General features: G+C 37.9%; 12 protein-coding genes and 1 tRNA gene. 9 read left to right on the plus strand and 4 right to left on the minus strand.

Translation table 11 applies throughout. From position 1 onward, the window contains the following. Positions 1 to 109 precede the first annotated feature (109 nt). From prsR to H4J59_RS11050, 4 genes are read right to left on the minus strand one after another with little or no spacing between them, the layout of a single operon-like run. On the minus strand, positions 110 to 1,459 hold the full coding sequence (gene prsR / locus H4J59_RS11035) for a PEP-CTERM-box response regulator transcription factor (protein ID WP_182239335.1): 1,350 nt from the start codon (positions 1,457 to 1,459) through the stop codon (positions 110 to 112). 13 nt (positions 1,460 to 1,472) lie between these two features. Continuing rightward, positions 1,473 to 3,530 carry an XrtA/PEP-CTERM system histidine kinase PrsK gene (gene prsK, locus H4J59_RS11040; protein ID WP_182239337.1) on the minus strand — a complete coding sequence of 686 codons (2,058 nt, stop codon included), beginning with the start codon at positions 3,528 to 3,530 and terminating at the stop codon, positions 1,473 to 1,475. A 3-nt stretch (positions 3,531 to 3,533) separates the two neighbouring features. Next, positions 3,534 to 6,578, minus strand: coding sequence for an efflux RND transporter permease subunit (locus H4J59_RS11045; protein ID WP_182239339.1), 3,045 nt, complete (start codon positions 6,576 to 6,578; stop codon positions 3,534 to 3,536). 5 nt (positions 6,579 to 6,583) lie between these two features. Then, positions 6,584 to 7,576, minus strand: coding sequence for an efflux RND transporter periplasmic adaptor subunit (locus tag H4J59_RS11050; protein WP_182239341.1), 993 nt, complete (start codon positions 7,574 to 7,576; stop codon positions 6,584 to 6,586). Positions 7,577 to 8,050: 474 nt separating this feature from the next. Between H4J59_RS11050 and H4J59_RS11055 the strand changes: the two genes are divergently transcribed. The 9 genes from H4J59_RS11055 to H4J59_RS11095 all read left to right on the plus strand — a co-directional run bounded on the left by H4J59_RS11055 (position 8,051) and on the right by H4J59_RS11095 (position 14,416). Then, positions 8,051 to 8,127: transfer RNA gene (locus H4J59_RS11055), tRNA-Arg, on the plus strand. Positions 8,128 to 8,320: 193 nt separating this feature from the next. After that, positions 8,321 to 9,562, plus strand: a complete 1,242-nt coding sequence (locus H4J59_RS11060) for an integrase domain-containing protein (protein ID WP_182239343.1) — start codon at positions 8,321 to 8,323, stop codon at positions 9,560 to 9,562. A gap of 74 nt (positions 9,563 to 9,636) precedes the next feature. Beyond that, positions 9,637 to 10,665, plus strand: a complete 1,029-nt coding sequence (locus H4J59_RS11065) for a DUF6387 family protein (protein WP_182239345.1) — start codon at positions 9,637 to 9,639, stop codon at positions 10,663 to 10,665. Between the two features lie 103 nt (positions 10,666 to 10,768). After that, complete coding sequence (locus H4J59_RS19835; protein WP_182239347.1) at positions 10,769 to 10,978, plus strand: AlpA family phage regulatory protein; 210 nt, start codon at positions 10,769 to 10,771, stop codon at positions 10,976 to 10,978. Further along, positions 10,978 to 11,373, plus strand: coding sequence for a hypothetical protein (locus H4J59_RS11075; protein WP_182239349.1), 396 nt, complete (start codon positions 10,978 to 10,980; stop codon positions 11,371 to 11,373). The genes H4J59_RS19835 and H4J59_RS11075 overlap by 1 nt, the downstream gene beginning before the upstream one ends. Further along, positions 11,373 to 11,624, plus strand: a complete 252-nt coding sequence (locus H4J59_RS11080) for a hypothetical protein (protein WP_182239351.1) — start codon at positions 11,373 to 11,375, stop codon at positions 11,622 to 11,624. The genes H4J59_RS11075 and H4J59_RS11080 overlap by 1 nt, the downstream gene beginning before the upstream one ends. A 113-nt stretch (positions 11,625 to 11,737) precedes the next feature. Continuing rightward, positions 11,738 to 12,706 carry a hypothetical protein gene (locus H4J59_RS11085; RefSeq protein ID WP_182239353.1) on the plus strand — a complete coding sequence of 323 codons (969 nt, stop codon included), beginning with the start codon at positions 11,738 to 11,740 and terminating at the stop codon, positions 12,704 to 12,706. Positions 12,707 to 13,394: 688 nt separating this feature from the next. Next, entirely contained in the window at positions 13,395 to 14,036 is a 642-nt protein-coding gene (locus H4J59_RS11090) for a hypothetical protein (RefSeq protein ID WP_182239355.1), read from the plus strand. A gap of 140 nt (positions 14,037 to 14,176) precedes the next feature. Continuing rightward, on the plus strand, positions 14,177 to 14,416 hold the full coding sequence (locus H4J59_RS11095; protein ID WP_182239357.1) for a hypothetical protein: 240 nt from the start codon (positions 14,177 to 14,179) through the stop codon (positions 14,414 to 14,416). The last annotated feature ends 222 nt before the right edge of the window (positions 14,417 to 14,638 follow it).

Here is a 14,638-nt window from a genome sequence, read left to right on the forward strand (position 1 = left end):
GACTGAAGTCCGACCTACAAAAAAATTACCCTGCCTAGGTTGAGCTAATTGCCAATCGATGAAGTAGTAACCACTGCAAATTTTTTTAGTCCATCAAGTTAAATGAAATTTAACTATTAACTTTTAACCCATACTTTTCTATTAATGAATAAAGTGTTGGCCGGGTTATACCAAGCAAATCAGCTGCTTTAGACATGTTGCCGTCAGACAGTGTATAGGCTTTTTGAATGGCGATTGATTCAGCTTGCTCACGTACTACACGTAAATTAAGTGAGAGTTCAAAACTTTGATCTTGATGATCAAAGAAGCCTAAGTCTATTGCCGTTACCTGTGTGCCAGTCGTCATAATAACCGAACTTTTTACCTTGTTTTGTAACTCACGTATATTACCTGGCCACTTGTGCGCTTTAATCGCGCTTAATGCATCTTCAGAGAAACTTTTAACGTTACGCTTATATTCCATAGCATAATGTTGAAGAAAGTACTGTGCAAGGATGATGACGTCTTCATCTCGATCACGTAACGGCGGAATATTTAAAGTAATTTCACTCACACGATAAAACAAATCTTCACGAAAGGTCTTATCAGCAACCATCTGTTCAAGATTTTGATTTGTCGCACAAACAACTCTGACATCAACTGAAATTTCTTGTCGGCCACCAAGACGCTCTATATTTTTTTCCTGCAAAAAGCGTAACAATTTGGCTTGTAAACTATAGGGCATATCACCAATTTCATCGAGAAATAATGTCCCGCCTTCTGCACATTCAATTTTTCCTTTGGTGGTCCGATGCGCGCCAGTAAAAGCGCCTTTTTCAAAACCAAATAATTCACTTTCCAATAAGGCCTCTGGAATAGAGGCACAATTTATCGCAATAAAAGGCTTTTTTTTGCGATCACTCGCTAAGTGCACAGCATTAGCCGCTACCTCTTTACCAGTACCACTTTCGCCTAACAGTAAAGCCGTTATGCTTGTTGGAGCTATACGTTTTACCATCATGCGCAAACGTTCAATACTCTCACTGTTGCCAATAATACCCATGTCACTGCCAGCAACCGCTCGCATTTTCCGGTTTTCTTCTTCAATGGCTGCCAAACTAAATGCACGCGAAACAATGACATTAATCACGTCAGTTTCAATCGGCTTTTGATAAAAGTCATATGCGCCAGTAGCAATCGCTGCTAACGCATGGGTTCGATCATCATTGCCGGTGATGACAATAATTTTACTATGTGGTGCAATAGTCAAAATTTCTTGTAATGCCGCGAGACCTTCTGACGCGTTTGCTGCATCAGGTGGTAAGCCCAAATCTAAGGTGATAACTTTAGGTTCATGACGGCGAACCGCAGCAATAGCACTTTCACGATCGCCTGCGAGTACAACATCGTAATCAGATAAACTCCATTTTAATTGCTTTTGGATTCCTTTATCATCGTCTACGATTAACAACTTTTCCATGCTGGTTGGATCCTTATAGTAAATCTTGACCGCTCATTGCGCCCACTAATTTTAATGGCAGATCAATAGTAAAAACTGTCCCTTGTTTAGGCGTACTTGCTACTTTAATAATACCTGCCATATTTTCAAAAAATTGCTTTGCTTCGAATACCCCAATGCCCATACCAGCATTGCCTTTGGTCGAATCAAAAGGTCGAAACAATCGACTTTTAATAAATTCTTCACTCATGCCACAGCCATTATCTGCAATGATAATTCTAATGGTACGTTTTGTTTCAATGAGCGATACTTTTATCCAACCATCCTTTGTTGTTGCCTCTTGTGCGTTTTGTATTAAATGATGCATAACAGACTGAAAAGACTCACTATCTATATAAGTCACACAACTGCCATGCTGCTCAAATTCAATCCTTGGTAAGCTTTGATTACATTGTGAAACAACTTTTTGAACGATTGTAGCTAAAGCTGTCTGGCGATGAGAAGACTGCTCAATCTGTTTTTTTCGCAGTTGAGACAATACTTTTTCTAGCCTTTGTGTTGCTGATTCGACCGTTTCAAAAACGTCATCAATAAATTCAGGATTATTGCGATGCTTTTCGGCATTTGAAGTAATTAAGGATAATTGCGCCTGAACATTTTTCAAATCATGTACCAAAAATGCTGACATACGATTAAAGGCATCAAATTGCTTTGATTCACTGAGTTTATCGGTGGCTTCATAGAGTGAAATAAAATTGCCAAGTTGTTTAGATATGGCAAATAATAAATCTCTGTCTTCCCAATTTAGTCCTTTGAGTTTATTTTCATCCGCAAGTAGAAATAAGCCATAAAATGCTTTGCCAATAAATATTGGCACGATAATTTGAATCTTGTTAGTCCGACATAGCGCAACATCTAAGGTTAATTCAGGATAAAGCAAAGGAGAGTTTTCGTATTCATTGACGTCAACTATCCAACCTTTTTGGTGGCAGAATAGCCCAACTTCCAAAAGCTGTTTTTCTATCTCTTCATTGATTTCAAGCCCATGGCTGTATTGAATTTGATATTGTTGGTTGGTAAACTTTTTAATGATCGCCCCACGTGAAGCATTTACTTTAGACATCATAATTTGTGTTGCCATTTGATAATGGCTTTCGCCGCTAGCCGTTTCAATTTTTTCAATCAGGTTTAACCACTCGTCGCGATATTCATATTTATTGGCAAAAAAGTTTTTGGCGATAAAAACTTTAACGCGACGGCGCAAAGACTCTGTAATCAGCAAAGCAACAAGGACAATACCACTGAGCATTAAAAAACCAATGCTAACTAAATCACCCCACTCTCCGCCTAGGTAATTTATAACATAACCAGTAATTGACATTAGCAGTAAGTAAGCGCCTGCTATCATCAACATGGAACTGTAGAAAACAACGTGACGAGAGACAAAAATGCGCACTTCGCCATTGTTAATGCGGCGAATGCTGATCAATAAAAATGGTGCAACAAATAGCGCTAAGAAGCCTCGGCTAAACCAAAAGTTAAAAGCAATGCTATCAACCATGGCGGCTTGTGCATATAGCACAAAGTCAAATATAGCGACACTGGCAAGAGCGACGACCAAGGGCCAAATAGCCCAACGCACTTGTCGGCTAGCATTTCGATAAAGCTGTTCAAGTAACACCAACATCCACAAATTAAGCACGATAAACAGCAAGAATATATATTTGTAGGCGTAATCTAACCAGTAACTTGCTAGCCAACAACCCAACATCAACAGTAACCAAACACCGAGGTATTGGCGAATGGTGTAATTGCTTATCAGTGCTTTAAAATCACGATTTTCAGTATTAAATAAAATAATTAATAACGACCAACAGGCTATTTTAATGCCATCTGCTAACATAGCCCATTGCAAGCTATAACCTAATTTAATTTGCAGGGCCGCCACTAGATTACTGCTTAACGTAACTAAGGTACAAAATAATACCGCCTGTGCAACTAAACTGCGGTTACGGGCAGCAATAATGAGCAGTGCGAGTAATGCATAGACCACGACGGCTAAAGAGAAGCCTAATAAACCAATAAAATCCATAAATTATGCTTTGATCTGTTTTGAAGAGCTTGTTTTTGTAAGTAACTCGGTGAGTATGGGCACAATGATAAAACTCGCAATAGCCGAGACACATAAGCCAGAAATAATAACGACACCCAAGGGTTGCCACAAACTGCCACCAAAAAGTGTTAAGGGTAATAAGCCGCCAATAGTCGTCATGGTTGTTAATAATATCGGCGTAAAACGCGTGGCACTGGCAGATAAAATAGCTTGTTTTTTATCTAAACCTGTTGATAAATTTCGGTTGGTTGTGTCGATTAAAATAATGGCATTATTAACCACAATACCAAAGAGACTTATCAAGCCAATAAAAGCCATCATAGAAAATGACAGGTTAGTTAAATACAAGCCAAATACTGCGCCTGCCATAGCAAAAGGTATTGAAGTAAAAATGATCAGTGGCTGTGAAAATGATTTAAATTGCAAAACTAGAATAGCAAAAATACCGATGGCTGTTATTAACATAATTTGCGACAGGCCTGAAAAAGACTCTTGTCGAGACTCTTCTTCTCCCCCTAAGTGGTAATACATGCCTGCTGGCAATGTATACTTGTCTAGGTAATGAACCACTTCACTGGTAATGGCTTGCACAGAATAACCTTGGGCTGCATCGGCTGATACACGTGCCATACGTAACTTTTGATAATGAAAAAAATCTGTCCGGCCTTTCTGCAATTTTATCTCAACAAACTGCCCTAAAGGAATACTCTCACCTTGTTGATTAACAATTGTTATATCAGAAAGCCCGATTAAGCCACTTTTAGGCCGACGCACTAATATAGGATAGTTTTCACCATTAACATCATTAAATTGTCCAATAAATGTGCCCGAAAGCGCGGTTTGAATACTATTGTCCAACTGGTTTATGTCAATGCCTGACAGTGCCGCTTTATCATAATCTATCGCTAAGGCTAATTCAGTATTGGCAATACCAATAGGGTTATCTATATTAATCACCCCTTCAGTTGCAGCCATTTGGGTTTGTAAATCACCGGCAACCTCTTCAAGATCAGATAAGGATTCGCTGATCAATCTAACGGTAATCGGCTGATCAGTCACCGGGCCTTGCGTAAATTCTTTTACGGTAATTTTTGCTTGATGCCATTGTGAAAATTCTGCTCGTAACGCTTTGACCAAAGTATTTACTGCTGTTTCATCATATGCCTGCAATACCAATAGCACTTGACCATAACTTGCTACACCACGTTTAGGAATTTCGTTGTAATAAATACGGGGATTAGAGCTACCAACATTAAGCGCAACTTTATCAACATAAGGTTGAGTTTTAATAAACGCTGTCATCAAGTGCATAACATCATTGGTATGATCTAATGATGAATTAGCCGGTGTTTCAACGTCAATTAACAACATTGCTTTCTCAGCTTTAGGAAATAAGCTTACTCCTACTTGCCCAAAGAGAGATGCCATAGCAAATAAGGCGACGAAGGCGAGCACTAATATGATAAGTTTTACATTCATTAAACGATCTAGCCACCCAACATAATAGCGCTCAGCAAATAGGTTGACATAATGTTGTAGCGCTTTAACTTTACTGGGTTTTTGACTAAAAAACTTACTGGCCAGTAAGGGGGTAAGTGTTAAAGCAATCAGCAAAGACGCCAACAGTACCAATACGACAGTCACTGGCATCGAACGCACAAAATCACCGGTGTCGCTCGCCAACATAAGCATGGGCAAAAAAGCTAACATGGTCGTTACTGTGCCACTCGTAATGGCCCAACCGACTCTACTGGTGCCTAATGCCGAGGCTTGCGCCAAAGTTGGTGCATTTTTCTTTTCCCGGTGAATACTCTCTGTGACGACAATGGCATTATCAACTAACAAACCTAAGGCAATAATTAATCCCACGATAGACATTTGTTGTAGGCCAAAGCCTGCGAAATCGAGCCAACCAATAGCAATTAAGAAAGACAATGGGATGGCAATAATGACCACAATAGCTTCGCGTAAGCCTAAAAATATTAATGACATTAGCCCGACAAGTACTAAACCTTGCCATAAGTTATCAAAAAAGCCGTTAACGCGATTTTCTACACTGTCAGATTGTTTAAACAGCATGGCTGTTTTAATGGTGTCAGGCAGGGTTTGTTTAAACGCTAAGATTTCTGCATCAATGGCTTCAGTGATCGCAAATATATTGGTATTTGCTCTTTGCTCTACCGTCAAAAATATCACAGGCTTGCTATCGTAGTAAGCCAAATAGCTAGGCTCTCTACTAGAAAAGCCGACACTGGCGACATCTTTTAAACGAATAACGCCAGTGTCATTCGAAAATACAACTGTGTTGTTAAGCTCGTCAATATGTTGAAAGTTACCACTCGTTTTAACGTTAAATCGCCGTGTATTAGCGTCAACAAAACCTGGTGTAATGTTAATAGCCCGTTTTTTTAGCAAACTATTAATGGTGAGCATACTAATACCGTAGTGCTTTAACATCGCAAGGTTTAAATCTACGGCCACAACTTGTGTTGGATAGCCCCATATATCGGCTTTTTTTACCGCTTCAATAGCTTCCAAACGTTTTTCAAGCTGTTTTGCGTGAAATTCCATACTTTTATAGTCAGTGGTTTCACTCCAAAGCGCCAACTGAATAATAGCAACACTAGTGGGTGTTGCTTTTAACACTAAGACATCTTGTACACCTTCAGGTAAGCCTGGCTTGACTGTTGATACCGCTTGTTTAATTTCGTTATAAGCGGTATTTGGATCGCTACCATATAAAAAGGTTATGTAGATGCGGGCACCACCATTTTTAATTTGCGACTCAATTTTTTTAATGCCTTCAATATCAGAAAATTCTTCTTCAAGCGGATCAACCACTAAGGTTTCAATATCAGTAGGTGACGCGCCGGGATAGATAATTTCCAGCAAGATAATTGGAATATCAAATTGAGGGTCTTCAGAACGAGGCATATGAAAATATGAAACAATGCCAACAAGTACCATCAGCACAATAATAGTGAAGGTAAACTGAGCATTTTTTATGGCAATGCGAGGGAGCTGCATAATAACTAATTTCCAGCCACGACGATATTTTGCCAACCTTTAGTGACTATTTTTAAAGGTTGGCCATTACGCACTGCTTTTAAGTAGACATTATCATTGTCTATCTGGAAGACTTCGAAACTATGCTGTTTAAAAACTGAATTATCTGATGACTGCACAATAACAATGGCTTTATCTTCGTCATCAACAGCAACAAGTGCTGCTATTGGCAGCTGATAAACAAACTTGTCACTTTCAAAATCGATGCTAACGCTGGCAAGTTGTCCCGCGATCATACCTGAGGTTATTTTTATTTTCGGTAACAAAATCTCAATAATAAATAAGTGGCTGCTTTCATTAGCCATGGCAGGGATTTTACTAATAATGCCTTCAACCATACCGGTTTGACTTAAAGCCACGCTGGCTTTTTGACCTAATCGAACTTGACTAATTTCTTGGCCCGTTAGTGCCACTTTTATCACCCAGTCTAGCTTGGCAACTTTCAGTGCTTGATGGCCTGGGCTTTGGAACTCACCAAGCTCTGTATCGCGGGCTAAAACAACACCTGAAAACGGTGCGTATATTTTAGCTTTGACTAAATTATAATAAGCTACTTGATAGGCCGCCTGAGTAGTTGCTACTCGAGTAATAGCGGCGTCCATATCGCGCTCAGAAGCCAGTTGATTATCCATTAAACCACTAATGCGTTTCACTTCACGCTTTGCTTGTGTCATTTGTGCATAGTTGGAACTTTTCTGTTCTGTTAACTCAGTAATATCAAGCGACGCTAACAATTGCCCTTTTTTAAATTGCTCGCCCTCGTCAATACTGAGTAACGTTAAGTAGCCACTAGTTTTAAATGACAGGCTCAATGTTCTCTTGTAATCAAGCTTTCCAGTACGTTCAATGGTGCCTCGGTAAAGTTCAGCGCTGATCACTTCTGTATCATATGACTGAGCCAATAACGGTTTCGCTATTAAGATAAGTGATAAGGTAAATACAATTAAGAATCGTTTCATAGCCAAGTGTTTACTTCCAAGTGTTTACTTATAGCGTCTTGAGATAAAAGATATTATGGCCTTTACTTTAGGCATCTTCATGACGAAAGTACATCTTTTTCCCCCATTACATTAACAATATATTAATCTCGTGTTAATGTAATGGCCTGTTTGTCGCAAAGTGCAAAGCACATAAACACCTTGTTATGCAGCCAGATTAATAGCGCATTTAAAGCTAATTTAGATAAATGACTAACAAGTGAAGCTTTTAGATAATAAATTTCGCAATCTTCTAGACATAAACGACGATAATCTATAGTATTTGCCGCGCTTAAATCTTTTCAATATGTTCCTATGCTTCAGCTAGATACAGCAATGTCTCTAAAAGGGAAGTTGATTAATAAAGCGTTAACAATCAATTTGATCATTAGATGATTTTATTCTTATTGAATGATAATTTATTGTTTGTTATATCTATGTAACACAAGTCAAAAACCACCCGTAGCTCAGCTGGATAGAGTACACGCCTCCGAAGCGTGTGGTCACAGGTTCAATTCCTGTCGGGTGGGCCACTTCTGTTATAAAACGCTCTAACACGAACTATAAAGAACACATAAAATTACTCGCGCCCCTTTAAAGACAGTCCATCAAGATTCTTTCTAGTTCGTTTACCTCTTGTTTAATCCGCTCAGAATGACTACCCTCATTGTTACCCAACCTAATACTTCTAAATACTTTAGAAATATTTCATCATTAAGGGATGCAATGGCTAACACAACTAAACCCCTAACAGCGACCGAAGTGGATTCGGCAAAAACAAAGGAAAAGGAATATTCCCTATTCGATGGAAGAGGTTTAGCACTTAGAGTACGCCTCAACGGTAAATCATGGCGTTTCAGCTACACTCGCCCATACACGAGTAAAAGATCGAGTATCAGCTTTGGTACATATCCTGAAGTTAGTTTAAAACAAGCGCGAGATCTTGCACATAGCGCTAGAGAGTTGCTGGCGAAAAAAATAGACCCTAAAGAAGAAAGAGAAAAAGTAAGCAGCAGCAAGAGTGCAGCATTGAATAACACGTTTCGCTTAGTTGCTCTAAGTTGGTTCGATATACACAAAGTGAAGATAGCTGATAAAACAGCTCGAAATTTACTTAACTCGTTAAATAATCATGTATTCCCTGCAATTGGCGATTTACCTATCAATACACTAACAGCGGTTAATGTTATCAGCGCATTAAAACCTTTAGCAGATAAAGGCACTGCTGAAACAGTCATTAAGCTGTGCCAACGTATAAACAACATCATGACCTTTGCTCTTAATACTGGAGTTATCGAAAGTAATAGACTTGCAGGAATCAAAGAAGCATTTGCAGTGCCTGTCGTTGTTAATCTACCCGCAATCAAACCCCAAGAGTTACCCGAGCTAATGAGAAAGATAACCCTTGCCAATATTAAACAAACGACAAGGTGTTTGATGGAGTTTCAATTGCACACGATGGTTCGACCTAGCGAAGCAGCTGGCGCTAAGTGGTCGGAAATTGATTTTGATAAAAGATTATGGACTATACCTGCGGAACGGATGAAAAAGAGAAATGCGCATTTAGTACCACTATCAGATCAAGTTTTAACATTATTAAATATTATGCAAACAGTAGGCGCGAAGTCAGAATATGTCTTCCCTGCTGACAAAAAACCAAACAAGCACGCCAACAATCAAACTGTTAATAAAGCGTTAGAACGAATGGGGTATAAAAGTCGTCTGTGTAGTCATGGCTTACGCACTGTAGCAAGCACTACATTAAACGAGCAAGGGCATGATTTTGACATTGTAGAAGCAGCTCTGGCACACGTACAACAAGGAGTAAGAGCGGTATATAACAGAACTGATTATATAGAACGTAGAAGGGTAATGATGGCTTACTGGTCAAATCATATTGATAGTGCCGCAACAGGCAACATGAGCTTATCAGGTTCAGTGCAGGGACTTAAAATCGTTAATGGATAATCAAATGAATCAATTAATACTATTAGATGTGGCACATACTAGCAACGCTGGTAGCTTTAGCGAGGCTTTATAAAATGGCGGGAGTAAAAGATAGCGAAAAGTTGAAAAGACCAGACTGGTTTAACCTTGAAAACTATGATGATTTCCCTTTTGATAGCCCTAAAGAAATAGCTATTTACTTAAGCTTTTACAATATGGCTGTTACCGAATTTTCAGCGTATCAAAAAAAATATAGCATAGAATCTGAGGATGAACTTTCGAGATGCTTATCAAATGCAAAAGCGGATTCAAGAGTAGTGCAGCTATACTTAAAGCTATTAAAAGACAAATATTTACCTGTTGAAGATCGAGTGGGCGTTCAAAAAATATTCAATGTTGACTGGAACAATCCATTAAGCATTGTTCCAATCGGTGAAATATTGGAAGATCAGCATAAGCCTGATGGTGAAAGAAGATATTTAAAGGCGGATATAGATAGTTTACTTGCTAAAAGGAAGTCACTCAATTCGCCCGACCCTAAACCAGCAGGCTTTGATGTATATAGGGATGAGGAACGAATAATCTTAAACCTAGATGATATGACGCAAAACAGCCCAACAGAATGCGCCAAGAGTGTTGTAACAGCGGTTTCTTTGCAAGATGAGGACTATATAAGTAAAACCTTTAGGAAGAGAGCAGAGGGTGTTAAGTATCAAGGAGTAAACTCAACTAAAGCAATGAAAGATATAGACAAAATGTACCTGTCTGTAAATTTAGCGGCAACAAATGAGCAATTGTTGGAAAGCTTTACAAATTTACTGTCTGAATACAGACAACAAAGCAGCGAACCTAACAAACGCTTAAAGGATAAAATCCTAGAAATAGCTAAATACAAAAGCATCCAAATTCTCGACCTTGAACTATACGCAAGCCTTATAGGGAAAAAAGTTACAATTCCAACACTAGAGAAATTTGTATTCCCAGAAGGTTTTAAAAATAAAGCATACTTTGAGGATTCATTTAAGGATGCGAATAAACCAACCGGAACTATGAGAAAGAATCGTTCGACAATTACAAAGCCTGATTTCATACAGAAGATCATGTACTTAAGATCGGGAGATTAGCTATTAGAAAACTCCCTTTTATATAACAATCAACTAACATCTAATAGACCCAATACGGACACTAACATCAACGTTAAAACAGCCCCGTACTGGAGAAAGCAATATGAGTTTAAATCAGTCATCACCTTTATATCACTCAAGGAATGTCTTAAGCGTAAATGAAGTATGTATATACTGTAACTTCGGACGTACCGCTCTGTATGACATGTTGGCAAAAGGCCTATTCGTCAAGCGAATACGCCTAACGCAGCGTAGAGTCGGTTTTCTAAGGTCAGAAGTCGACTCATGGTTAGACAAAAGGAAATATTCATAATGATGTTTGTCTCCTCAGAAAATGAGTCAGCTTTTACTGACATACAGATAGAATCACTTGATTTATTCATTCCAAAGAATGTAAGAGATGAGTTCTGGCATCAAGACATTTTCAGCAATACCGATATCCGCAAATTTTTTGAATCACAAATAGTGGAGTTGGAGAAGAGCGAAACTGCCATATTCAAAGATGAATACATTCGTGGCATAGCTTGGCTTTCTTTCAGGTATACGGGGATTTTTTGCACTGAATTAACAGCCAAGCTTGAGTTCTTACCGCTATTTAAAAAATACTCGTCTGAGTTCGATACTGCGCTAACTTTTGAAGTTGCTGCATTGGTTGGGTATCGTTACTTCCCTACTGACCAATTCGACATGATAGGCGGTCAATATTAATGGCTACATTATTTCAAACGTCCGCAATGCGAGCTGCTAACCACCTATTCAATAATAGCGGTAAGCAAATAAATTGGTCACTCACTCTTACTGACAACCGTCGTGGCAAAGCGTTAAAAGAAATAGGGATTATTCCTTATGAAAGACGAGGTGGTAGAGCCTATTACAATGACAGTGACATAATAGAGGTTGCAAATGTGGTAAAACTTCACAAACTTATCGGTCAACCGTTGCCGAAAATGTTTAGCTAAACTAGGCTAAAAGACCTCAATATCTAAGGGTGTGATTAGCTTCAATAAAGCAGCTAATCACACCCCCCTTTCATTTATGACATTTCCGTCACTTTTTAAAACAAAAAATCCATATGAAAATAACACCTAACCCACGAATAGCTATACACACAGCCAAACTCGATCTTTCAAGAAAAGTGCTAAGTCCTATTAGTTACAAGTACCTTAGTATATTTAACGATAAAAGAGCTAGAAGACGTCACAAAAACACACCTAAATTAACCACTATAAAAGACCTAATAAAAAGCTTAAGAAAAAACGAATTGACTGCTGATGACTTACTTAAACACTTTTCTAACATACCGCGTAGAAATATCAGCAAAGCGACTAAGATAATCCCTCATTTGCACTTAAGCTTTCGTCTACTTTGGACCCAGTTAGCTTTATTGCTTTCAAGCTCTCAAGAAAAAAAACCGCTCTATCAAGTTGTAGCCAATGTACCAGACAAATTACTGTCGAGGGCAAGCGAAGCAGCTATTAATAAAAAAAGAAAAACAACAATCATTAGAGAGCTACTACGTATAGTCGTTAGAAAGTTACCTGTTGATATTGAGCTTTGGGCTGTATTTGAGATGGGAAGCGAACAGGGTGGCGCTCACATTCACATCATAGCGGCATTAGATGAAACAAATAGACAAAAACTCAAAGCGGCACTATCCAATTTTGAAAGCGTAAAGTTTAAAAGTCATGCTGATATAGATGGTAGAAAGATCCTAATAGATATCGGTGCAGCTCACTATTTCTCCAAGGAAACCAACAATAATAGTAATCTTTTTGTAACGCCTGCGTTAAAAAGCAAAGCTAAAGCCGTAGAACGCGAATACAGAGGCTTTATCGCTGACAACAAGCCTTTCTTGCTTAATGAAAGAAAAGCTATTCAGAGATCTATAGAGGCACATGAGCAACGTCGTCTCTATGCAGTACCAAAGACATATGAAGAATGGGAAGAGCAATCGCTAAACCAAGCAATAAACGAATTAGACTCGACGGTATACTGGGAAGAGATTGAAGGTGAATCACGAGAAAAGGATGCCCACCTGTAGCACTTGTGCAAACTTGGCTTTCTATATGACAAGAACACACTTCAAAATCGAATTATGGTAGACGTTGTGCAGCGAATGCTATCGAAACTATATTTGGTTCAGTTGAAATCGCTGCAATATCTATTGTAAACACTAGGTAAAATCAAATTACTCAGTACATCAAATCATTTGCATCCATCAGCTCTGCTATGAGAGACATTTGGGCTTGGTTAAAAATCCTAATTTTGACACCAAGTAAAGGTTAATAATATATATTAACTCAAACTTGAACTGTCACTATGGATTTATCGGTTGTGATTAAGCCTGACAGTCGCAAAAGCCAAAAAGCCAGTCGTTCATCATAAAACTACTAATGCTAACTTTGTGCGCAGTGGAGACATTAACTTTAAATATTTTTCCATATATTTTCTAATAAATAATTTTTGTCATATTACTGAGAAGTCTTAGTAATAATCTAAAAACACCCAGATAACATCCTAATCCATTGATTTTATGCGTAATAGCCTCAAATCTTATATTGGATATTACTGAGAAGTCTCAGTAATATCCATGTTCTGACAAAAATACAAAATTTGTATTTCCTAAAGCTATGAAATTATGGGATATTAATGTCAATTAAATAATATTTATGGGACGGATATTACTGAGAAGTCTCCATAATAAGCTGTTATGTTTTAGGGAGACTTCGGTGAAAGTTAGCAAATGGATTTTTATTCTATTTTTTGGATTTGTAGTTTATTTATATGCGCTTGGTTCTAACAACACAAGTGACTCAAATAATTACAGTGGGCAATCAATAGATACTGAATGGGACAATAGATCAATTTGTCAAACAGCAATAATGGTGATCAAGGACAATTTTTTTAAAACCAAGTCAGACCAACTATATAATAGTAAATGTACAGTATCTAAGCTAACCGCACCATTGCCAGGTAAATTCTCTATCTACGAACCTTATGCAGTTAGCTGGCCTAATGATGTAGCTGCAAGAGTTTTTATAACAACTAATGGTCTAAAAGTCTCAGGTATTTCAGAAAAAGGTATACCTTTTTCATGGAACGTCGATCATAGACCAATAGTTAAAACCGAAACTGATTTTGCACAAGAATGTACTGACTTATTCAAAAGCAAAGTTAAAGCACAAAATATATCTATAGTTAATGTAAAAAAATACGATGATCTAAGTGGTGCAAACGTTGAGTTAAAATATATTGACCCTCAAAAAGTACCAACAACTGGTTCATGTTTATTTGATAGAACCAAAATGACAACGGCATCAAGTAAAGTTGCTTCTGATAAGTATTCAAAAAATGTATATTCAAACGATTAAGCAAATAAAAACATAACAAGCTGTTAAACAAGGACAAAATACAGTTGGCTTTTGTCACTTCGTTCCTATTTTAGCCAACTGTATTTTGCCTGTTAACAGGGCGTTATAAGTAAAATCAAACTTACGGAGTTATATAAATCATGGACGAAATCAAACTAAAGCAAATCATAAGAAAACATAGAGGCAGGTCTGCCACCTATTTTATTCTGACAAGCCTACTCTTTCTGTCAATTCATTACTTTTATCAAAATAATGATGCAATTCAGATAATGGCATACTCTACGGCTTTAATTGTTGCAGGTTTAGCCGCTGTTTTCAGTTTCGTAGAAAAAGTCCTTTTGGAAATTAATAACAAACAAAACGTTAAAAATATTGAGTAGCCATTTACTTATAACAAGAAATTAAACAAGGACAAAAAACAGTTGGTTTTTGCTCCTTCGTCGCTTATTTTAACCAACAATTTTTTGCCTGTTAATTGGGCGTTGGTATGACTCCCCACGTCAAGTTTAAAAACACTGATCCCTGCTCAAAAAAAGAGCCATAATTTATTCTTTATAAAATTAAATGAGTTAACGCACTAGATGAAGCAAGTAAATTCGTCG

The sequence above is a fragment of the Colwellia sp. MB02u-10 genome (genome assembly GCF_014077185.1).
Classification (GTDB): domain Bacteria; phylum Pseudomonadota; class Gammaproteobacteria; order Enterobacterales; family Alteromonadaceae; genus Cognaticolwellia.